Below are 22498 nucleotides of genomic sequence, written 5' to 3'. Positions count from 1 at the left end.
CGTGTGGCGGCCGTTGGTAGCGTTCGTCTACCAACGGCCGCGCTCAAGGCTACTAGGGTCGCGTCCAGCAGCGCAGGCAGACCTCTCGGTGACTCGCGTCGAAGAAACCGTCCCCTTCGACCACCTGCCGTAGCCGTAGCCCTGCTGCCCTGGCGTTCTGCGGGGCTTGCAGGTAGGCGTCCAGAGCCTCGATCCAATGCTCACTACCGTTGTCGACCCTGGTGATCGGCCAATCACGAACCGGTGCCTGATCGTCATTGCTGATGAGCGCTACGCCACTGGCAGCCAGGCGCAAGGCCAGTTCGGGCGGCGGCGATGCGCCAGGTGACAGGGGAACCAGCGCAAGATCCAGCGCCAGGCTGTGCAGCAGTTCGGGCCGTGAGGCCATGTCGTGATGATGGACTTCCTCCACCAGCGACGCCAGATGCGCCGGAACCTCTCCCCACAGCACCCACTGCGCGCGACCTGCGCAAGCCCGCAAGATCGGTTCGACCGTCGCCAAGGTTTCCGGCTGCACCGGACAGCCGATTCGCAGCTTCTCTGGCAAAGGGCGTGCGATCACTGCCTCATGCCACGACGGCATCAGACGCGTCGGTCGAAGCTGAACATCCCTGTGCATGGGGGCGAGGTGATGCGCCTGTTGCGCAGTCGCTACCACCACACGATCCACAACTGCGAGGGCATCGCGCAGCATTAGCCAGGCTCGCTCATCCTGGGGCAGCTCCTCGACTTCCAGCACCTTGAACGCCGGGTGCCGAGCGTAATGGGCGCTCATGGATGCAATACGAGCCGGGTCGGCGACGTGCGCGAACACCACCACGTCCGGATTCAAGCGTCGAAGTTCGGCGTCGTAGAGCACCACCGGTATCGAGCAGCCATCGATCTGGCCGTGTTCGAGCAGTTGCTCGAAGGCGTCGCTGCATCGCTGTGGACGTTCGCCGTCAGCATGCACCAGGACCACAGGCAGTGGACGCCAGCTCAGTGGGCGCCAGGTCAGGGCGTAGAGCGCGGGCAGCTCGTGACCGGGGCCTCGCAGCGACAGGTTCTTGTTATAGGCGGGGTCGTGTACCAACGCGTCCTGCCAGCGAGTATGCAGGTTTTTCTCGTCCTGGCGCAGGCGTGCACGCAGGTCGGTTTTGCGCAGCTCATCGCTCCAGCCGTTCACGCGCTCGCAGGCCACCAGGGCGCGGGGGCTCCAGACGTTCAGCAGGCCCTGGGCACGGGCACGCAGGCACAGGTCCAGGTCATTGAAACGCAGTGCGAAGGCAGACTCGTCCATGCCCCCAAGGGACTCGAAGAGCTCGCGCCCGATCATCAGGCACGCGCCGCTGACCGCACTGACGTCGCGGTCCACCAGCAGGTACTGCAAGTAACCTCCTTCGCTGTTCTCCACGCCGACGCCGGGGCTGGCGGCGCTGCCATTGAGCCCCAGCACATAGCCTGCATGGGCGAGCTTGCCTTCGATGTCGAGCAACTTCGGCGCGACGATGCCCACTTCCGGACGCATGGCGTGGTTGAGCAGATGTTCCAGCCATTGCTCCTCGAACATCACGCAGTCATTGTTCAGCAACAGCAGGAAGTCGCCCTGTGCGTGGCGGGCGCCGAGGTTGTAGAGCGCACTGAAGTTGAGGGCGGCCTCGTCGCGGATTACTTTGATCAAACCCTGCCCGGCGACCACGAGCTGTTCGAACCACGCTTGCAGCTTCGGATCCTGGCTGGCGCTGTCGAGCAGTATCAGTTCGAAGGCGCTGTAGCGCGTTTTCGACAGCAGGCTGTCGACGCAGCGCCGCGCCAGGTCCAGTTGATCGCGTACCGCAATCAGGATCGAAACCGTAGGTTGCCCGCCATGGCCATAGTCGATGTGGTAGTGGCGCGAAGGCTGTTCAGTCACCTGCGACTGGGGGTAGTTCCTGGCAATCAAATGGCGGCGGATCTGGCCGATTTCATCCGCATTCGCTGCCATGTCAGCGGCGTTGCAGATGACCAGTGGTTCGTCCAGGTGACCGATGCCATCGAGGCCATGAGCCTCGATCAGTCGCAGAATGATGCCTAGTTCGAGAGCGTTGGGCAGCTGCTTGTCGAAACCGCCGACCTCCAGCAGCACGTCCCTGCGAATGATCCAGTGCCGTGCCATTACCGCCGGCATCGACAGCAGGTAATCCAGGTTCATGTCCGGGCGCAGGACCGGACTGGCGCCCCCCGCACTGCGATAGATTTCATCGGCATAGAGCATGCGGCAGCCCTGCGCGCCTGGCAGTTCGAGATCCAGCATGACGCAGCCGCTGGGCAGCAACTCCTCGCCCGATTCCAGCAGCAGCAGCCATTGGCCGTCGTCGTGCTCGGCAATCTGGTTGAGCAACTCGGCTTCTGGCTCGGCGTCGATCCACTGGACGTTGCTGGCGAGCATGGCGGGTAGGGGCTGTCGACTGACGACGTAGATGCGCAATCGCAGTGGGCTGCTGGCACTCCACAGCGTCAGGCTCTCCAGTGTATCGCACAGCGCCTGGCGCTCGCCGACGGTATCGCTGACCACCACGCTCAGTCGGGTCTGGTCAGTGAGGGCATCGCGTCGCGCATCGACGAGTACCTGCTGCACGGGGCCAAGCTGGCGATGAAGCAGCCAGTCACGGACGCTGGGCATCTGATGGCTAACCGAGTGCTCGGCTGCCGCGCGCTGGGTATGGGAGATAAAGGCACGCAGCTGGGGCCAGAATTCATCTTCCATGCGCAGCAGTCGCTGGCGGGCAAGACCGACTGACTGACGCGCGCGCTCGATTCCTCCGGGCTCTTCGAGCAAAGCGGCACCCGCGTCGCCAATGTGCTCGGTGAATGGCAACTCATGCACGTGGCCACCGCGCAGGTAGATCACCGGGCAGCCGCACATCAGGGCCATGGTGCAGGTAGCCGAAATTTCGTAGCTGTAGAGCGTTTGCGCGCTCTGGAACAGCGCGGCAAGCTCCGGGAGCGAGCGTGGTTTGCTGAGGCTGAGCACTTGCACGCCTGCTGGCAGCAGGCTGTAGTCCACTTGCTGCGCATCGAACCGATGCAGGTAGAGGTAGTGCCCGCGCCGGGCGATCGGCTGTGCCAGTGGTGCGAACAGCGTCGAGTCGATCGTCGGCAGGGTGAGCATGTCGTACAGGCGTTTGCCGTCGGCAAAATCATGAGCGTAGTAGTAGTAAAGGTCGCTCGGTTGTCCGTCCACTTCACGGCCGTTGAGGAATCCATCGCGGTTGAGCATGTAGCGCACCACCACGGGGCTACCCAGCGGATTGCCGCTGATGACCTCGGGGTATACGGCGATCGGAGATGCGCCTCGTGAGGTGTGTACGTGTCGAACCACGTCCGTCAGTGCAGGCGTGCGCAGGTTGGGATTGACGACTGTGCATCCCACCACGTACGCCTCTTGTCCGCTGACGTTAAGCGCGTGACATAGGTAATGCATGACGCACACGCCCGAGGATGTATCACGGTAGTCGGGCGCGTAGATGTAGTAAGGATTACCCTGTGTGCGGTGCAATGCTTGCGCAGTCATGAAAGGTCCTGTTGCTAAGGCTGGTCCACAGGGCCATGCCGTCATTGAAGTAGGCGCTCAGTAGGTGCTCATGTGCCAATGCACGCGGTCGACGAGCCTTTGCATGTGCTCGTGGCCGTAACGCTGATCGACAGGCAGCGGGAGTACACAGTCTGCCAAATGCCTTTCCAGGTCTGGGCTGTGCGCGGCATCGGCCACTTCCGGCCAGTAGCAGGGGATGAAGATTCGCTCGGTACGCAGCGCTTGGCGCACATGCTGCGTCTGTGCCTTCGAGCCCAGCAGCAGTGGATAGCACAATGCGACTGCCTGAACGGCAGTCAGGCCAGGCTCGAACTGGTTGTAGCGGTCGAGGGCTTCGCGCAAGTAGGTGAAGTTGGCCTTGCGGCGGTCGGCGATCGTCGTATAGTCCAAGCTGTCGAGCAGGCGCCTGGTACTGTTCGACATCGCCGAGACAGGGGTCAGGCACAGGGCTTTTTCAGCTTCGGCGAAGGCGAGGTAGTGATCCTCGGGAGAGGATTCCAGGCGACCCAGCAGCGCGCCGAAGCGGTGTGTGGACTGGCTGGGTGGCAATGTTCCTAGACGGTCTGGCGGGTTGGCCAGCCAGCCGCCGTCGGCGACGCCGACGAATTTTCGTGGTGAGTAGAGTGTGGCGATACCTGGCAATGGCGTGCTGAACAGCGCCTGTGAGTTATCGACAATCAGGCGATCGCCGTAGTGGGGAGCCAGCACTTCTTCGACATAAGCGTCTTTGAGTCCGAAATAGTTGACGTAGAGCAAGCGCTCGCCCGCGTCGAGTTCCGGCAGTTGCGGTAATTCGAGCTTCATGTCGATCGCGTAGGGCTGAAGTCGGCTGCCAGCTGCCTGGGCGGCCTCTACGACAGCGTGGCAGATGTAATGGGGTAAGTGCAGGCAAGGGGCTGCTCTTGCCTGCAGCAAAGCCGTTAGCGCAGAGCGTGCGCAGTTGAAGCCGACGGCGTCTGGGTAAGGCGTGAGGCCTGTGCGCAGTTCCAGCTCGAAATAGCCGCCAATCGCTTCAGGCATCTGTAATGACCCCCTGTCTGGCCCATTCACCAACCGTGTGCGCAGGATTGAACATCAAGGCATCGAGAATGGACAGTCCAGGCTTGAAGTCCTGGCTGCCTTGCCGGTAGCTGGGTAGCCGCGCCTGGAGCAGTTGCAACTGCATGCCCGCAGCGCTGAACGCGCCCGCATCATAGAGAAAGGCGCCCGCTGAAGGGTTCAGGTAATGACTGGCGCCCACGGCTTTCATCAACGCCAGCACGCGCGCCTGACCGCTGAGGCCTGCTTCGTTTTCCAGTTCGCTGGCAGTGATGATGGGCGTGGTCACGCCGATCAGGGCGCAACTGGCCTTGAGCACCCGTATGTTGAGCTCGGCGATACTCGCGGCAGGTTCTTCGAGCAATGGCTGCAACCATGAGAGCACGAACGATGCGTTGGGGGCCTTGCGATAGGCGTGGGCGAGCTTGTTGATGAGGTCCCGGACATCGAATCCCTTGCTGATCCGCTTGTGCAGAATGGGCAGAGTGTGGCTGCTTTTCTCAAGCGCCACGTTGAACCATCGGGGTTCGCCATCCAACAGGTAGCGGTTGCGTTCGATCCAGCCATTTTTGATGAATTGAGCGGTGTCATAGCTGACGAACAGCTCCGCTGCGCCCAGTAGTTGGTAATAACCCAGGTAAGGAAGCAGGTAAGGTTGCATCAACACCACGCGCTTGCGAGTGCGGCCAGCGTTCAGCATCGTTGATACACCCCTAGCCATGAAGCCGTGACGCCGAGGTGTCCGCTGGAGGCCCGCCAAGCTATGTCGAACCCTCGATTGAGCCAGCGGGTAAACGGATGCAGCGCGCTCTTCTCGACATAGAACGATCGCCACAAGCGGGTCCTGTAGGGGTCTCGGAAGAAATGGATGTCGCTGAGCACAATGCGCTCGCTCGCGCCGAACGAGAGCGGTGCGTTGGATTGCCCGAAGGCGTGACGGATGCTCTGCGGATAGTAGGGCCGCACATGAGAGAAGTCGTGAAAGAACCGTTCTCCCAGCACCGGGCTGATCATGATCAGGCGCCCGCCTGGTGCGAGCAAGTCGATCAAGCGCTCGAGCAGCGCCAGCAATTGCGTCGGATCCAGATGTTCGATCAAGTGGCTGAGAAAGATCACGTCGAAGCGTTGTTGCAGGGACTCGAGCTGGGACTCGTGATAGGCCTCGAACCCGTCCTCGATGGCCTGGTCGATGTAGTCGCGATTGATGTCCACGCCTACGGGTTGCAGGCCCCACTGGCGAAACAGGCGCAGGTACTTCCCGCGTCCCATCCCGTAGTCCAGGACTCTGAGCGATTGACGATGGTCTGCCGACCACTCGCCCAGCAAGCGTTCCACGCGCTGGGTCTCCAGCGTCTGGTAGTGGGCGGGGAAACGCTTGCTGTCCAGCAGTTCAAACATGATGTGCCTCTTGTCGCAGGAAAAGCGCTTTGTTCGAAAGAAGAGGGCGGAGCGGCCCAGGCTTCAAAGCAATCATGAGATGAACTCCAGGGCATCCACATCGAACACCGGAATACCGCAATGGGTCGCCACATCCAGGCGTTCAGGGAAGTGGTTATCGATGAAAATCGCCTTGCCGACGATGAATGAAGATTTCGCGCGGTCGTCGGTGATGTGAATGATTTCGTCGAACAGTTCGGCCGCGATGCGTGCCTTGCGCAAGGTGATCAGCGGATCGCCCGCATGGCGGGTGAGCAGGACCAACCGTTTGCCTTTGGCCAGCATGCGATACAGGAAGTACAGTGTAGAGGCGATGGCCGAGCCGTCGCGTATCACGGTTTCGTCGAAATCGATGTAGACGGTATCGAACGGCTGGTTCATCTGCGCCACGGTGAGGATACGTCGTTCGACCAGATCCACAGCGTATTGAGGCAAGGCACTGACTTTGCGGCCCAGGCGATCATGCACAGCCATCAGCGGCAGGTTCACCCCGCGCGCGCGCTGGGCCACCATGGATCCCGCCACCCGGCAGCTGATCTCCAGCAGCTTCCAGCGATCCGAATGGTCGCGCTTGAGTTGGAAGAACCAGGGTCCACGGAGTCGGAGGCGCTGGTTGATCACTTCTGCGATCTGCGTGATCTGTGGATCTGCTGCCGGGAACGTGCTGCGCATTGAGATACCGGCTCTGACGCGCTCGCGAGCGCGTGGACCGACCCAGCGCAGCGCGTGTTCGAAGTCGGTGAAACAATCCACGGTGATTTCTTCGCCAGGCAAGTACTCGACCAGCAACGGCAGCGTCGTTGCAGCCATCGCCGCCAAGGCGGCCTGGGGACCGGCTACGAGCGCGAAACCTTGTCCGCCCTGGCCAAGGTCTGGCTTGGTCACCGCGGGCCAGCGCACCACTTGCGCCGTGTCGGTATAGACGTCCGGTACCCAGGGCTGGTCGGCAAACTCGGCGTAGGTCAGCGACTTTCGTCGAGCGATGGCACATGTCCGCGCGTCATCATTGATCAGCCCGACGCCGAAGCGCTCCCTGGCTTGGCTCAGATACGCCTGGACAGTGTCATGGGTGGCGAATACCAGATCAATCTGCCAATGCCGGAGCAGCGCGACAAACGCGTCATCGAATTCAGGGTCACCGATGCGAGGCAAATCACCTTGATAGAGTTCGAACAACTGGCGCCCGTGATCATCGACACTCGAGGCACCGTGCAGCCGCACGTGGACCGAATGGATCAGGGCTTGATGAATTTCCGCGGCGTTTTCCGATCCGCAGGGGAAGACCAGTACGTTGAGTGGCATGTATTCAGCCCTGCCGCGCAGCATGAATCACCGAGATGATGCGCTCCTGGCTATCGGTGTCTAGGTCTGGATAAATGGGTAGGCACAGTACCCGCCGAGAGATCTGCGAGGCAATCGGCAGACGGTCGGGGCGAGCGCTATCGAGGTTGCGATACATGGGGAACTCGCTGATCAGCGGGTAGAAGTAGCGCCTGACCAGAATGTCCTGCTCGCGGAAACGATCGTACAAGGCGTCGCGGTCGATGCCGAAGGTCTCGCTATCCACCATGATCGGGCAATAGGCATAGTTCCATTCGAGATCGCGCGAGGGGGCGATCAGCTCGATGCCGGGTACCCCTTCGAGGCCCAGGCGGTATCGCTCGAATATCTCACGGCGCGACACCAGCGCCTGGTCGATGTAACGCAATTGCAGCAGACCGAATGCGGCCTGCAATTCGTTCATCTTGCCGTTGATTCCAGGCGCCACCACCGTGACCTCATCGGCAAATCCGAAGTTCTTCAAGTAGTCGATACGTCGTTTGGTCTTCTCGTCCTGACAAACGATCGCACCGCCCTCGAACGTATTGAACACCTTGGTGGCATGGAAGCTGAGTACCGAAATGTCACCATGGTTGAGAATGCTCTCGCCGTGCAGCTTCACGCCGAAAGCATGGGCTGCGTCATAGATGACTTTCAGGCCATAGGTGTCGGCGATCGACTCTATTCCCTTGAGATCGCAGGGAATGCCATAGCAGTGAACCGGCAGGATGGCGGTGGTATTGGGCGTGATCGCCTCGACGATGCGTTGCGGATCCAGATTGTTGGTGTGCGGATCGATGTCCACGAACACTGGCTTGAGGTTGTTCCACAGGACGGAGTGAGCGGTGGCTACGAACGAGTAGGGTGTAGTGATCACCTCACCCGTGACGCGCAGGGCCTGTAACGCGGTGACAAGTGCCAGCGTGCCGTTGGAAAACAGAGAAATGTAACGGACACCCAGGTGGTCGGCCAGCTCCTGCTCGAGCTGCTGGTGGAAACGACCGCAGTTGGTCAGGTAACGGCTTTCCCAGATCTGCTCCAGATAGGGGAGATAGCTCTCCAGCGGAGGCAGCAGCGGGCTGGTAACGGGGATGGGTTTCACCATGGACATGGCTCGCATTGACTACAGCTAAAGAGGTCGCCCCAGCGAGCGATAACGCACGTGCAGGCACGTGCCCGGGCGTCATTTAAACGACGATCCAGGCGCTATGAATGGGCTCAAGCAAGAATTTGGCCAATCCGGGACGTCCAGATCGATGACAAATGTGCGCGCAACCGTGACTTGGCAGTCTAAACGGGCATCTCTACTCTATTGAGTCTGCGGGAAGGACCGTCACCACGGCAGCTCAGTCCATCTTGCGTGGACTGGATCCCGCGAAATTCCGCCATGTCTATCGGGAAGCCATAATGATTGGCATCAAAAGTATCGCCAGCTACGTACCTGTCGAGGGCGTCGACAACTACGCCCAGGGTGCGAAGTTCGGCAAGGATCAAGATTTCATCTTCGGCAAGATCGGTTCGACCTTCCTGCCGCGCAAGCAGGTCGACCAGGAAACTTCCGATCTGTGCGTAGAGGCTGCCCAAGCGCTTTTCGCCGCCAATCCGTCGCTGGATCCTGCCAGTATCGATGCCCTCATCGTCGTGACCCAGAACGGCGACGCCGAAGGTCTGCCGCACACGGCGGCCATCGTTCAGCAAAAGCTCGGCCTGTCGACCCACGTGGCCGCTTTCGATGTATCCCTGGGTTGTTCAGGCTACGTCTATGGCCTGTACGCCATGAAGGGCTTCATGGAAGCCGCGGGCCTGAAGAATGGTTTGCTCATCACTGCCGATCCCTACTCGAAGATCGTCGACGACGAGGACCGCAATACCTCCATGCTGTTCGGCGATGCCGCCACGGCCACCTGGATGGCCGAGGGGGCTCACTGGCAGCTGGGCAAGTCGCTGTTCGGCAGCGACGGTGCCGGTGCCGAGCACCTGCGCACGACCGATGGCAAATTCTTCATGAACGGTCGCCAAGTCTACAACTTCGCCTTGTCCAAGGTGCCGGCCCATCTGAGCGCGCTGCTCGAGGCGAGTCAGGTGGAGGCGGCGGATGTCGACATGTTCTGTCTTCACCAGGGCAGTGCCGCGATCGTCGATGCGGTGTCTCAGCGCTTCGAGGAAGGCGAGTACAAGGCGCGCTTCGTCAAGGACATGCTCGAAACCGGTAATACCGTTTCATCGAGCATCCCGTTGCTGCTCGAGAAGCATGTACTCGATTCTTCGCGCAAGCGAGTCGTGATCTGTGGCTTTGGTGTCGGGTTGTCCTGGGGGTCGGCGATCCTGGAACGAACGGACTGAGCCCCGTTGCCAGGCGATGAAGGCGCTGATCGTCAATGCGATTGGCGCTTTTGCATTTTTTAGAGGGTCCTCGGTAACGACGCGCATAGCCAGGATCCACACCCCGCCCCGGCTCCCCTTTCTGGGAGTGCCTCTGAGCCACCTAGGCGCGCTGTTGGTGTATGTTGCTACCGCTGAGTAGGCCGGTCGGTAAGGCTTTGATCGCAATACTGATCACGATCAGCACGGCCAGTATCCATGGACGTATCGTCACGGTGCTCCAGATAGCTTCTGTGTAGCGGCTGTTGTGTTGATGGCCATTACGGAATGTCAGCGGCCTGAGAGATCTGGAGTGGAATCTCGCTGGACTGTTTCCAATGCGGGAAATTGAGCAATCAAGGAGAACCTATGTTCAGGCTCATGTGTGCAATTGTGGCGGCCACATCGGCTCCAGCACTTGCATTGGCAAGTGAAGCGTCTCCCGTTGGGGCGTGGCAGTTCTCCTATTACCATGAGCCGAGTGGTGCTTTTTATGCCCATCAGACCATTTGTTTCAAAGAAGACAAAACGTGGTATTCAAGCACGCAGGCCAACTGGAAAGGTGCGTGGTTCCAGAGTGGCGATGACCTCCAATGGTACGGTAGCGTACCTATGAGTGGGATGGGCAGTGCCGGCAACCTCGCCACTATTTCGATCGGTAGGTTCACTGGCTCAGGTGTCATGGGTGGTATCTACACGGAGTGGGCAGCGCCCAGCGCACTCCCTCTGGGATGGGATAAGCACTACACCTACAAAATGACGTTCAAGGGCGCAGCGTGTGAGGCGCCCAAGTAATCACGGGATATTCGTTGGCCTGAAGGCTGAGTGTCTTGCACGATAGTCAATTCAGGTCGACGATGGGTGTGGGACCCCTGCCTGGAGCGGGGTTGCAGCCCGCTCGTGCTCGCTTGCTCCCCCCGCCGAGGTGTATTTCAGGAATTGCGTTTCCTGATGTAGGACAGGCCCCACTTGATGGGGGTCAGCTGATGAGTTCGACATGAGGTCTTCTTGGCGATCGAGTGGGTTTGGGTATTGCCGGGCTCGAGCAGGGTGCAAGCATGCGCTCAGATCTTGCTCACTCTCCCGCTATCTGCGCCGCTGATTCATCGCTCTTTCTCGTAGAGCGGATGAGTGACTCAGGGCCGTTTGTCTGCCACCTCATTTCTCTACCCTGGACGTGCGCTGTTTTTCTGACGTCAAACCCTTGATTTCATTGGGGTGGCAGGACGCCATTAAAAAATTTCTGAAAAACCCTAAAGCAAACCGCGCCACCGACGATAACCATTACGAAGGTTCTCTAGGCCACACACCCGGCGAGTTGCCAGGGCCGGAAGCCGCAGTACCCAATCCAACGAGGAATTCGTCATGGCTTTGACCGTAAACACCAACACCACCTCTCTGGGCGTTCAGAAAAACCTGAACCGTGCTTCCGACGCAGTAAGCACCTCGATGACTCGCCTGTCTTCGGGCCTGAAAATCAACAGCGCCAAAGACGACGCCGCCGGCCTGCAGATCGCTACCCGCATGACCTCGCAGATCCGTGGCCAGACCATGGCGATCAAGAACGCCAACGACGGTATCTCCATTGCCCAGACCGCTGAAGGCGCGATGCAAGAGCAGACCAACATCCTGCAGCGTATGCGTGAACTGGCCGTTCAGTCGCGAAACGACTCGAACAGCTCGAACGACCGTCAAGCTCTGGACAAAGAATTCCAGTCCATGGCCTCGGAACTGACCCGTATCGCCAACAGCACCCAGCTCAACGGCAAGAACCTGCTGGACGGTTCGGCTTCGGTCATGACCTTCCAGGTTGGCTCCAACACCGGTGCTTCCAACCAGATCACCATCGACCTGAGCGCCAAGTTCACCGCATCGGACCTGGGCGTTACCAGCTCGATCAACATCCAGGGTTCGGACAGCACCACCGCCGAGTCGAACTTCAGCGCCGCGGTTTCGGCCATCGACAACGCTCTGCAGACCATCAACAGCAACCGTGCTGACCTGGGTGCCGCGCAGAACCGTCTGACCAGCACCATCAACAACCTGCAGAACATCAACGAGAACGCCGAAGCTGCTCGTGGTCGCGTACAGGATACCGACTTCGCCGCTGAAACTGCCCAGCTGACCAAGCAGCAGACTCTGCAGCAAGCTTCGACCTCGGTTCTGGCCCAGGCCAACCAGCTGCCGTCGGCAGTCCTGAAACTGCTGGGCTAATCTCTAGCTGGCAGTAGGCGGGGAAGCGCTGTCCAGGCGCTTTCCCGCTGCCTATTTACGAGGTGGTGGACATGGACATGAGCGTCAAGCTGAACCTGTCTTACCCGGCCCCGCGTGCGGCCGAACAGGTGCCCGACAAACAGGCGCAGCTGGCCAGCCAGCCGCGCGATGATCGCGACGACAAGAAAAAAGATGCTCTGGCGCCTCAGGGTGCCGACAACGTCAAGCACGCCGTCTCGCAAATCGAAGAATTCATGAAGCAGACTCAGCGCAAGTTGCAGTTTTCCACTGACGAGGAATCCGGCAAGATTGTAGTCAAGGTCGTCGCCAGCGAAACCGGCGAGCTGATTCGGCAGATCCCCTCGGAAGAGGCACTGCGGATCGCTCATAGCCTGAGCGATGTCAAGAGTGTGCTGTTCGACGCCAAAGCCTGAAGGCTTCAGGGCGATAATTCGTTTTCAATGCCTGTCCCGCGGCCCTCGGGCAGCGCATCATCATCAAGAGGGACTTCTGCATGGCTAGCCCGATCGTACCTTCCACAGGTGTAGGCTCTGGTCTGGATATTACCAATATCGTCAAGGTGCTGGTGACTTCGGACACCGCTGCCAAGCAGGCGCAGATCAAGCGTCAGACCAGCAACAACAGTGCGATGATTTCCGGCATCGGTTCGTTGCGCAGTGCCCTGACGGCGTTCCAGGACGCCATGAAGAAGCTCAACGACTCCAAGGCGCCGTCGTTCAACGCCTTCGCGGCCACGTCCGGCAACGAGTCCGTGGTCAAGGCCACCTCCAACAACACGGCGGTCGCCGGTAACTACGACATCGTGGTGAACAAACTCGCCACGGGCTCGAAAGTCGCCAGTCAGCAGTTGTCCGGGGGCGCTACCAGCGCGATCAGCGCCGGCGACATGACCATCACCCAGGGCGGCAGCAGCTACAAGCTGACCATCGGCAGTGGTGCAACCCTGCAGAGTGTGCGCGACCAGGTGAACAAGGAAATGGCCTCCAACGGTATTTCCGCGAACATCGTCAATGAAGCAGGTGGCTCGCGCCTGGTGTTCACCTCCACCAAGACCGGCGCGGGGAGTGACATTTCGGTGGGGGGCATTCCAGAGCTCACCATCGATGGCACCATGCAGATGTCCGGCACCGGTGGTGGCTTCATCACCGCCCTGGCACAGGATGCGGAACTGACGGTCGACGGCCTGAAGATCACCAGTGCTTCGAACACCGTGGACAAGGCGATCAGTGGCTTGAGTCTCGAGCTGACGGGTGTCAGCGCCAAAGCCGCCGACGGCACCGGGACATCCACCCGCCTGACCGTGGCCCAGGATAACGATGGGTTGAAGAAGTCCGTTCAAGGCTTCGTCGATGCCTATAACACCCTGCAGAAAGCCGTGACCTCGTTGACCGCCACCAGTACCGAGACCCAGGATGGCAAGGATGTCACCGTGCTGGGGCCGCTCACCAACGACCCTACCACTCGCTCGCTGCTTTCCGACATGCGCGGTGTGCTCAGTCAGGCGGTTTCAGGCGGGCAGTTGACCAGCTTGAGCCAGCTGGGCATCAACACCTCGAAGGACGGCACGCTCGAGTTCAACAGCACCAAGTTCACCGCGGCCATGAATGACAAGAAGCTTGGAGGAGAGGTGCAGAACCTGTTCACCAGCGACAATGGCATTTTTGCGCTGATGAACAAGGCCATCGATCCCTACAACTCCACCGATGGCAGCCTGGCGACCCGCAAGTCCAACCTGGACAAGGTGGCCAAGAACCTCACCGACCAGCAGGCAGCCCTGGATCGACGGACCGACTCGCTGACCGAGTCCCTGACCCGCAAGTTCGTCGCGCTCGATACCGCGCTGGGCAAGATGAAGGCCCAGGCCTCACAGATCACCTCGATCTTCGAGGCGATCAACGCGCAGGCGAAGAACAGCTGACCCTGCTGCTTGTCCCCAAGGCCTGGCCGCGTCATATTGACGCGCCGGGCCTTTTCATTGCCGCTAAAGTTTTCCTGCAGGGCGGCGATACAACAGGTATACGTCATCATTTTCGCTGCAACGAGGTAGATCCATGAACCCGATGTTGGCCCTTCGGCAATACCAGAAAGTCAATGGTGTTGCGCAGACCTCCGAAGCCAGTCCGCACCGTCTGGTGCAGATGCTCATGCAGGGCGGCCTCGACCGCCTGGCGCAGGCCAAGGGCGCGATCGCGCGCAGGGACGTGGCACAGAAGGGCATTCTGATCGGCAAGGCCATCGACATCATCGGCGGCCTGCGCGAGGGCCTGGATCTGGAAAACCACGCCAACAGCCTGGCCGACCTCGACAACCTCTATCAGTACATGAGCCGTCGCCTGATCGAGGCCAACGTGAACAGTGATCCGGCGATCATCGATGAGGTGGCGCGGCTGCTGATCACCGTCAAGGAAGGCTGGGACGCGATCGGCGATCCGGCCGCGGCAGAGCAGTGATCCAGGCGACCAGGAGACGTTCATGAGCGAAGTGATTGCCCGCATCGACCAGACCCGTGACGCCTTGCTGGCGGCCTTCGCCGAACGCGACTGGGCGGCGGTGGGCGAGTTGGACCTGGCGTGCCGTGTGTGCGTCGAGGAGATCCTCGCCGAAGCCCATGAGAACGACGCCCAGGTCCGTGCTAGCCTTGATGAATTGCTTGGCGTGTACCGGCAATTGATCGACGTTGCAAGTGGGGAGCGTCAATCGATGGTCGAGGAGATGTCGCAGATCCGTCAGGCAAAAAACGCGACAAAGGTATACCATTTGTTCAGCTGATCGCTGGGCATGCAGAAAACCACGCGCCATTAATTTGACTGTGTGCTGTTTTTTGACTTAACTAGTGGCTGTTTTCGAGTTTCAGACGTCTGATCCAAGTGATGGACGTCTGAATGCAGTCGATAACGCCTTCGGGCGCCGAGATGACTAGGGAAGTTGGTATTGAATGTGGCGTGAAACCAAGATCCTTCTGATCGATGACGACAGCGAACGCCGCCGCGATCTGGCGGTGGTCCTCAATTTTCTCGGCGAAGAGAACCTCTCCTGCTCCAGTGTTGACTGGCAGCAGGCGGTCGAGGCTCTGTCTTCGAGCAGGGAAGTGCTCTGCGTGCTGATTGGCGCAGTGGATTCCCCAGCCGGAGCGTCGGGCTTGCTTAAGACCGTCGCTGGGTGGGATGAGTTCCTTCCGGTGCTGTTATTGGGCGAAATTTCTTCGGCGGAGTTCCCCGAGGACCTGCGCCGTCGAGTGCTGTCCAACCTGGAAATGCCGCCCAGTTACAGCCAGCTGCTCGATTCGCTGCACCGCGCCCAGGTCTATCGCGAGATGTATGACCAGGCCCGCGAGCGCGGCCGCCAGCGTGAACCCAACCTGTTCCGCAGCCTGGTGGGCACCAGTCGCGCCATCCAGCATGTGCGCCAGATGATGCAGCAGGTGGCCGATACCGACGCCAGCGTGCTCATCCTCGGGGAGTCGGGTACTGGCAAGGAAGTGGTCGCGCGCAATCTGCATTACCACTCCAAGCGCCGTGAAGCGCCCTTCGTGCCGGTCAACTGTGGCGCCATTCCGGCGGAACTGCTGGAAAGCGAGCTGTTCGGCCACGAGAAGGGCGCGTTCACCGGCGCCATCACCAGCCGCGCCGGGCGTTTCGAGCTGGCCAATGGCGGCACGCTGTTCCTCGACGAGATCGGCGACATGCCGTTGCCGATGCAGGTCAAGCTGCTGCGCGTGCTGCAGGAGCGCACCTTCGAGCGGGTCGGCAGCAACAAGACCCAGAGCATCGACGTGCGCATCATCGCAGCGACCCACAAGAACCTCGAGAACATGATCGAGGAGGGGACGTTCCGCGAGGACCTGTACTACCGACTCAACGTCTTCCCCATCGAGATGGCGCCGCTGCGCGAGCGGGTCGAGGACATTCCGCTGCTGATGAACGAGCTGATCTCGCGCATGGAGCACGAGAAGCGCGGCTCGATCCGCTTCAACTCCGCGTCCATCATGTCGCTGTGCCGGCATGGCTGGCCCGGCAACGTGCGCGAACTGGCCAACCTGGTCGAGCGCATGGCGATCATGCACCCCTATGGCGTGATCGGCGTAGCCGAGCTGCCGAAGAAGTTCCGCTACGTCGACGATGAAGACGAGCAATTGGTCGACAGCCTGCGCAGCGATCTCGAAGAGCGCGTGGCGATCAACGGTAACACGCCGAATTTCTCCAGCCACGCCATGCTGCCGCCCGAGGGGCTGGACCTGAAGGACTACCTCGGCAGCCTGGAACAGGGCCTGATCCAGCAGGCACTGGATGATGCCAACGGTATCGTCGCGCGTGCCGCCGAGCGCCTGCGTATTCGCCGTACCACCTTGGTGGAGAAGATGCGCAAGTACGGGATGAGCCGCCAGGGCGGCGAGGATCAGCCCGAGGAGTGAACGCCGGCCTGCGGCCTGGGCGTGGCGGCCCGGGCTGCTGGCGATCACCCCATCCCCGGCACGGGTATTGCTACATCGCGGGTGAAGTACCGTTTTTATGACGGTCAGCCATGCGAGAGAGCACGATGCCCCACGTCGCCCCCCTTTCCAGACGCCCCGATGCGTCCGGCCGCGTTTCGCTCGAACAGGACAGCCGGGCTGAACGCGATCCGGCGTTCGCCCTGTTCGACCAGGTTTCCACTCAGCTCAGCCAGTCCTACACCTTGCTCGAAGCGCGGGTCACCGAGCTCAAGGGCGAGCTGGCGATGGTGGGTGCCCAGCGCATGGCCGAGCTGGCCGAGAAGGAGAGGCTGGCCAATCGCCTGCAGCATTTGCTGGACCTGCTGCCTGGCGGGGTGATCGTGATCGATGGCCAGGGATCGGTGCGTGAGGCCAATCCTGCCGCCTGCGAGCTGTTGGGCGAGCCGCTGGTCGGGCAACTCTGGCGCCAGGTCATCGTACGCAGCTTCGCGCCGCGCGAAGACGACGGCCACGAGGTTTCGCTGCGCGACGGCCGGCGCCTGTCCATCGCCACCCGTTCGCTGGATGCCGAGCCGGGGCAGTTGGTGCTGCTCAACGACCTCAGTGAAACCCGTCGCCTGCAAGAGCAACTGGCGCGTCATGAGCGCCTGTCGTCGCTGGGGCGGATGGTGGCGTCGCTGGCCCACCAGATCCGTACGCCGCTGTCGGCGGCGATGCTCTACGCCAGCCACCTGGCCGATGACCAGGGCGAGCTGGCACTGCCGACGCGGCAGCGTTTCGCCGGCCACCTCAAGGAGCGCCTGCACGAGCTGGAGCATCAGGTGCGCGACATGCTGGTGTTCGCCCGCGGCGAATTGCCGCTCAACGATCGGCTGACTCCCAAGGCGCTGTTCCAGGCCTTGCAGCAGGCTGCGCAGACCCATGTCCAGGGGCATGCCGTGCGCTGGCAGTGCGACACCCATCTGGGCGAGCTGCTGTGCAACCGCGACACCCTGGTGGGCGCCTTGCTCAACCTGCTCGACAACGCGCTCCAGGCCAGCGAGGCGCCGGCGCGGATCAAGGTCCACCTGTGGCGCCGCGAGCGTTGTCTGCACCTGTGCGTCAGCGATGCGGGCAGTGGGATCGCACCGCAGGTGCTCGAGCGCCTGGGCGAACCGTTCGTCACCACCAAGTCGACCGGTACCGGCCTGGGGCTGGCGGTGGTCAAGGCCGTGGTCAAGGCTCACCAGGGCAGCCTGGCCCTGCGGTCGAAGGTCGGTCGTGGGACCTGCGTGCGGATCGTGCTGCCCTTGCTGGGTGCGCCTGGCGAGAGGGAGGAGGCATGACAAAGGTGCTGCTGGTCGAGGACGATCGCGCGCTGCGCCAGGCCTTGAGCGACACGCTGGAGCTCGGCGGTTTCGATCATCAGGCCGTGGCCAGCGCCGAGCAGGCGCTCGCAGCCGTGTCCGCGCAGAACTTCGACCTGGTGATCAGCGATGTGAACATGCCAGGCATGGACGGCCACCAGTTGCTGGCCCATCTGCGCCGCCATCAGCCCCAACTGCCCGTGCTGCTGATGACCGCCCATGCCGCGGTCGAGCGTGCGGTGGACGCCATGCGCCAGGGGGCGGTGGACTACCTGGTCAAGCCGTTCGAGCCGCGCGCGCTGCTGAGTCTGGTCGAGCGTCATGCCGTCGGGCACATCGATTCCAGCGAGCAAGGGCCGGTGGCGAGCGAGCCGGCCAGCCGACAATTGCTGGAGCTGGCGGCGCGTGTTGCCCGCAGTGATTCCACGGTGTTGATCTCCGGTGAGTCCGGCACGGGCAAGGAGGTGCTGGCGCGCTACATCCATCAGCAGTCCACGCGCGCCAATCAGCCGTTCGTCGCGATCAACTGCGCGGCGATTCCCGACAACATGCTCGAAGCCACCCTGTTCGGTCATGAGAAAGGCGCGTTCACCGGTGCCATCGCCGCCCAGGCGGGCAAGTTCGAGCAGGCCGACGGCGGTACGTTGTTGCTCGACGAGATCTCCGAGATGCCGCTGGGCCTGCAGGCAAAATTGCTGCGCGTGTTGCAGGAGCGTGAGGTGGAGCGCGTCGGTGGGCGCAAGCCGATCACCCTGGACATTCGAGTGCTGGCCACGACCAATCGCGATCTGGCAGGCGAAGTGGCTGCCGGTCGTTTCCGTGAAGACCTCTATTACCGCCTTTCGGTGTTTCCGTTGGCCTGGCGCCCGCTACGCGAGCGGCGTGCCGATATTCTGCCGCTGGCCGAGCGCCTGCTCGCCAGGCACGTCATGAAGATGAAGCATGCCCCGGTACGTTTGTCTGCAGAGGCGCGGGCCTGCCTCCAGGATCACGCCTGGCCCGGCAATGTGCGAGAACTGGACAATGCCTTGCAGCGGGCGCTGATTCTTCAGCAGGGTGGGGTGATCGAGGCGGCGGATTTTTGTCTGGCTGGTGCCATTCCCTTGTCACCAAGCGCTGTCAGTGTTGCGCCTGCGCCTGGGCAAGCGCCGTCAGCGGAGCCTGGCGGGCTGGGCGACGACATGCGCCGCCACGAGTTCCAGATGATCATCGACACCCTGCGCGCCGAACGCGGCCGCCGCAAGGAGGCTGCCGAGCGACTGGGCATCAGCCCTCGCACCCTGCGCTACAAGCTGGCGCAGATGCGTGATGCCGGCGTCGACGTGGAGGCTGGACTGATCGGTTGAGCGCCCGGCGGGCGGGCACGTTGCCAAGGCTGGCACCTTTGTTGCTTTATCCATCCTATCCGCTGCATCGGTGTCAAAAAAATGCGGCCGCCGGAGAGAGAAGTTCATGAGCCAAGGTGTTGAATTCAATCGTCTGATGCTGGACATGCGCGCGATGCAGGCAGACGCCATGTCGCTGCCCAAGGTCGCCGCTGCGCCCGAGCTCGCGCCTGGGCAGAGCAGCTTCGCCGACATGCTCGGCCAGGCCATCAACAAGGTCAGCGATACCCAGCAGGCTTCCAGCCAGCTGGCCAATGCCTTCGAGATCGGCAAGAGCGGCGTGGACATCACCGACGTGATGATCGCCTCGCAGAAGGCCAGCGTTTCGTTCCAGGCCCTGACCCAGGTGCGCAACAAGCTGGTGCAGGCGTACCAGGACATCATGCAGATGCCGGTTTGAGGGCGCGTTGAGTCATGGCCGAAGCAGTCGTCGATAACGCCCCCGCCAAGAGCGGACCGCCCGCAGCCAAGCCCCCGCTGTTCGGCATGGCGTTTCTGGAAAACATCTCGCGCATGCCGATGCTGCGCCAGGTTGGCCTGCTGGTCGGCCTGGCGGCCAGCGTGGCGATCGGCTTCGCCGTGGTGCTGTGGTCGCAACAGCCCGACTACCGGCCGCTGTACGGCAGCCTGGCCGGCATGGACACCAAGCAGGTCATGGAAACCCTGGCCGCTGCCGACATTCCCTACACCGTGGAGCCGAACTCCGGCGCCTTGCTGGTCAAGGCCGACGACCTGTCGCGCGCTCGCATGAAGCTGGCCGCCGCCGGCGTGGCGCCCAGCGATGGCAACCTCGGCTTCGAGATCCTGGACAAGGAACAGGGCCTGGGCACCAGCCAGTTCATGGAAGCGGCGCGCTATCGCCGCGGCCTGGAAGGCGAGCTGGCGCGTACCATCTCCAGCCTGAACAACATCAAGGCGGCGCGCGTGCACCTGGCCATTCCGAAAAGCTCGGTATTCGTGCGCGACGAACGTCGGCCGAGTGCCTCGGTGCTGGTCGAGATGTACCCGGGGCGCAACCTGGAACCCGGGCAGGTGATGGCCATCGTCAACCTGGTCGCCACCAGCGTCCCGGAACTGGACAAGTCGCAGGTCACCGTGGTCGACCAGAAGGGCAACCTGCTCTCCGACCAGTTGCAGGACACTGCGCTGACCATGGCCGGCAAGCAGTTCGACTACACCCGGCGCATGGAGGGTCTGCTGACCCAGCGTGTGCACAACATCCTGCAGCCGGTGCTGGGCAATGACCGCTACAAGGCCGAGGTGTCCGCCGACGTCGACTTCAATGCGGTCGAGTCCACCTCCGAGCAGTTCAACCCGGACCAGCCGGCCCTGCGCAGCGAGCAGTCGGTCAACGAACAGCGAGCCAGCAGCGGTGGGCCGCAAGGGGTGCCCGGCGCCCTGAGCAACCAGCCGCCAGCCGGCGCTGCCGCCCCGGAAAATGCACGCGGTACCGCCACCCCGGCCGGTGCCATCGCGCCCGGTCAGCCTCTGGTGGACGCCAATGGCCAGCAGATCATGGACCCGGCCACCGGCCAGCCGATGCTGGCGCCGTACCCGGCGGACAAGCGTCAGCAGAGCACCAAGAACTTCGAGCTGGACCGGTCCATCAGCCACACCCGTCAGCAGCAGGGGCGTCTGACCCGCTTGTCCGTCGCAGTGGTGGTGGACGACCAGGTCAAGGTCGGTGCCAATGGCGAGACCACCCATTCGCCATGGGGCGCGGAAGACCTGTCGCGCTTCACTCGCCTGGTACAGGATGCGGTGGGCTTCGACGCCAGCCGTGGCGACAGCGTGACGGTGATGAACGTGCCGTTCTCCGCCGACCGCGGCGAGGTGCTGGCCGATATTCCGTTCTACTCGCAGCCGTGGTTCTGGGACATCGTCAAGCAGGTGCTGGGCGTGGTGTTCATCCTGGTACTGGTGTTCGGCGTGCTACGCCCGGTGCTCAACAACATCACCGGCGGCAACAAGAACGTGGCGGCCGACAGCGACATGCAGCTCGGTGGAATGATTGCCCTGGACGGCGAAGTAGGCGAGGACCGCGTCAGTCTCGGTGGGCCGAGCAGCATTCTGCTGCCCAGCCCGACCGAAGGCTACGAGGCGCAACTGAACGCAATCAAGGGCCTGGTGGCCGAAGATCCGGGTCGTGTGGCCCAGGTCGTCAAAGAGTGGATCAACGCCGATGAGTGACAATCGAGCCATTACCGCCAAGCTGAGCCGCGTCGACAAGGCGGCCATTCTCCTGCTGTCCCTGGGCGAGACCGACGCCGCCCAGGTGCTGCGTCACATGGGGCCCAAGGAGGTGCAACGGGTCGGCGTGGCCATGGCGCAGATGGGCAACGTGCACCGCGAGCAGGTCGAGCAGGTGATGAGCGAGTTCGTCGAGATCGTCGGCGACCAGACCAGCCTGGGCGTCGGCTCCGACGGCTACATTCGCAAGATGCTCAACCAGGCCCTGGGCGAAGACAAGGCCAACGGCCTGATCGACCGCATCCTGCTCGGTGGCAACACCAGCGGCCTGGACAGCCTCAAGTGGATGGAGCCGCGCGCCGTCGCCGATGTCATCCGCTATGAGCACCCGCAGATCCAGGCCATCGTGGTCGCCTACCTGGACCCCGACCAGGCCGGTGAAGTGCTGAGCAACTTCGATCACAAGGTGCGCCTGGACATCGTCCTGCGCGTCTCCTCGCTCAACACCGTGCAGCCGGCGGCGCTCAAGGAACTGAACCAGATCCTGGAGAAGCAGTTCTCCGGCAACTCCAACGCCGCGCGCACCACGCTGGGCGGTATCAAGCGCGCGGCCGACATCATGAACTTCCTCGACAGTTCCGTGGAAGGCCAGCTGATGGATGCGATCCGCGACATCGACAGCGACCTGTCCGAGCAGATCGAAGACCTGATGTTCGTCTTCAACAACCTGGCCGACGTCGACGATCGGGGCATCCAGGCGCTGCTGCGCGAGGTGTCCTCCGACGTGCTGGTGGTTGCGCTCAAGGGGGCCGACGAGAAGGTCAAGGACAAGGTCTTCAAGAACATGTCCAAGCGCGCCTCGGAGCTGCTACGCGACGACCTGGAAGCCAAGGGCCCGGTACGCGTCAGCGATGTGGAAACGGCGCAGAAAGAGATCCTCACCATCGCCCGGCGCATGGCCGAAGCGGGCGAGATCGTGCTGGGCGGCAAAGGCGCCGAGGAAATGATCTGACTTCGCTCGCCTGGCTGGCGTCTATGCTTGGCAGGCGCACCCGCCAGTGCGGGGGATGTCCGCCCCCCGCGACTGGCTGGCGATGCATCCACGGGTGAGTCCCGTGCCTACAGGTGTCGACGCTTGCGTGGATGAACCGCGCTCACCCAGGTGGCTGGGTGAGTCGAACGAGATTTGAGTGTCCGAGAA

Annotated in this window: 19 protein-coding genes; 13 read left to right on the top strand and 6 right to left on the bottom strand. The window is 62.0% G+C overall.

Annotation, left to right across the window (positions count from 1 at the left end):
- Positions 1 to 52: 52 nt before the first annotated feature.
- The 6 genes from IAE34_RS08390 to vioA all read right to left on the bottom strand — a co-directional run bounded on the left by IAE34_RS08390 (position 53) and on the right by vioA (position 8453).
- On the bottom strand, positions 53 to 3532 hold the full coding sequence (locus IAE34_RS08390) for a glycosyltransferase family 2 protein (RefSeq protein ID WP_200138403.1): 3480 nt from the start codon (positions 3530 to 3532) through the stop codon (positions 53 to 55).
- Between the two features lie 57 nt (positions 3533 to 3589).
- A complete protein-coding gene (locus tag IAE34_RS08385; RefSeq protein ID WP_200138402.1) occupies positions 3590 to 4357 on the bottom strand; it encodes a hypothetical protein in 768 nt (255 codons plus the stop codon).
- A gap of 208 nt (positions 4358 to 4565) precedes the next feature.
- Positions 4566 to 5291, bottom strand: coding sequence for a WbqC family protein (locus IAE34_RS08380; RefSeq protein WP_200138401.1), 726 nt, complete (start codon positions 5289 to 5291; stop codon positions 4566 to 4568).
- On the bottom strand, positions 5285 to 5989 hold the full coding sequence (locus tag IAE34_RS08375; protein ID WP_200138400.1) for a class I SAM-dependent methyltransferase: 705 nt from the start codon (positions 5987 to 5989) through the stop codon (positions 5285 to 5287). Before IAE34_RS08375 ends, IAE34_RS08380 begins: the two co-directional genes overlap by 7 nt.
- Positions 5990 to 6061: 72 nt before the next feature.
- Positions 6062 to 7354, bottom strand: a complete 1293-nt coding sequence (locus IAE34_RS08370) for an ATP-grasp domain-containing protein (RefSeq protein ID WP_233631013.1) — start codon at positions 7352 to 7354, stop codon at positions 6062 to 6064.
- Positions 7335 to 8453, bottom strand: coding sequence for a dTDP-4-amino-4,6-dideoxy-D-glucose aminotransferase VioA (gene vioA / locus IAE34_RS08365; RefSeq protein ID WP_200138399.1), 1119 nt, complete (start codon positions 8451 to 8453; stop codon positions 7335 to 7337). Before vioA ends, IAE34_RS08370 begins: the two co-directional genes overlap by 20 nt.
- A 302-nt stretch (positions 8454 to 8755) precedes the next feature.
- On the opposite strand from vioA, the gene IAE34_RS08360 reads away from it, so the two are divergent.
- From IAE34_RS08360 to fliG, 13 genes are all read left to right on the top strand, one after another.
- On the top strand, positions 8756 to 9691 hold the full coding sequence (locus IAE34_RS08360; protein ID WP_200138398.1) for a ketoacyl-ACP synthase III: 936 nt from the start codon (positions 8756 to 8758) through the stop codon (positions 9689 to 9691).
- Between the two features lie 387 nt (positions 9692 to 10078).
- Positions 10079 to 10504, top strand: coding sequence for a hypothetical protein (locus IAE34_RS08355; RefSeq protein ID WP_200138397.1), 426 nt, complete (start codon positions 10079 to 10081; stop codon positions 10502 to 10504).
- Between the two features lie 570 nt (positions 10505 to 11074).
- A complete protein-coding gene (locus IAE34_RS08350; RefSeq protein WP_029612425.1) occupies positions 11075 to 11923 on the top strand; it encodes a flagellin domain-containing protein in 849 nt (282 codons plus the stop codon).
- Positions 11924 to 11994: 71 nt separating this feature from the next.
- Entirely contained in the window at positions 11995 to 12357 is a 363-nt protein-coding gene (locus IAE34_RS08345; protein ID WP_200138396.1) for a flagellar protein FlaG, read from the top strand.
- 80 nt (positions 12358 to 12437) lie between these two features.
- Positions 12438 to 13862, top strand: coding sequence for a flagellar filament capping protein FliD (gene fliD, locus IAE34_RS08340; RefSeq protein ID WP_200138395.1), 1425 nt, complete (start codon positions 12438 to 12440; stop codon positions 13860 to 13862).
- Positions 13863 to 13995: 133 nt separating this feature from the next.
- Positions 13996 to 14394 carry a flagellar export chaperone FliS gene (gene fliS / locus IAE34_RS08335; protein ID WP_200138394.1) on the top strand — a complete coding sequence of 133 codons (399 nt, stop codon included), beginning with the start codon at positions 13996 to 13998 and terminating at the stop codon, positions 14392 to 14394.
- A gap of 22 nt (positions 14395 to 14416) precedes the next feature.
- Positions 14417 to 14713, top strand: coding sequence for a flagellar protein FliT (gene fliT, locus IAE34_RS08330; RefSeq protein WP_200138393.1), 297 nt, complete (start codon positions 14417 to 14419; stop codon positions 14711 to 14713).
- A 166-nt stretch (positions 14714 to 14879) separates the two neighbouring features.
- On the top strand, positions 14880 to 16355 hold the full coding sequence (gene fleQ / locus IAE34_RS08325; RefSeq protein WP_200138392.1) for a transcriptional regulator FleQ: 1476 nt from the start codon (positions 14880 to 14882) through the stop codon (positions 16353 to 16355).
- A gap of 125 nt (positions 16356 to 16480) precedes the next feature.
- Positions 16481 to 17701 carry a sensor histidine kinase gene (locus IAE34_RS08320; RefSeq protein ID WP_200138391.1) on the top strand — a complete coding sequence of 407 codons (1221 nt, stop codon included), beginning with the start codon at positions 16481 to 16483 and terminating at the stop codon, positions 17699 to 17701.
- The gene (locus tag IAE34_RS08315; RefSeq protein ID WP_200138390.1) at positions 17698 to 19068 is read left to right on the top strand and encodes a sigma-54-dependent transcriptional regulator; all 1371 of its coding nucleotides are present in this window, start codon (positions 17698 to 17700) and stop codon (positions 19066 to 19068) included. Before IAE34_RS08320 ends, IAE34_RS08315 begins: the two co-directional genes overlap by 4 nt.
- 106 nt (positions 19069 to 19174) lie before the next feature.
- Entirely contained in the window at positions 19175 to 19507 is a 333-nt protein-coding gene (gene fliE, locus IAE34_RS08310; protein ID WP_200138389.1) for a flagellar hook-basal body complex protein FliE, read from the top strand.
- Between the two features lie 14 nt (positions 19508 to 19521).
- On the top strand, positions 19522 to 21297 hold the full coding sequence (fliF, locus tag IAE34_RS08305; RefSeq protein WP_200138388.1) for a flagellar basal-body MS-ring/collar protein FliF: 1776 nt from the start codon (positions 19522 to 19524) through the stop codon (positions 21295 to 21297).
- Complete coding sequence (gene fliG, locus IAE34_RS08300) at positions 21290 to 22309, top strand: flagellar motor switch protein FliG (RefSeq protein ID WP_200138387.1); 1020 nt, start codon at positions 21290 to 21292, stop codon at positions 22307 to 22309. Before fliF ends, fliG begins: the two co-directional genes overlap by 8 nt.
- Positions 22310 to 22498 lie beyond the last annotated feature (189 nt).

It is taken from the genome of Pseudomonas sp. S30, assembly GCF_016518545.1.
In the GTDB taxonomy this organism is placed as follows: domain Bacteria; phylum Pseudomonadota; class Gammaproteobacteria; order Pseudomonadales; family Pseudomonadaceae; genus Aquipseudomonas.
The sequence above is the reverse complement of the archived record's forward strand: the minus strand, read 5'-3'. Positions and strand labels throughout refer to the sequence as shown.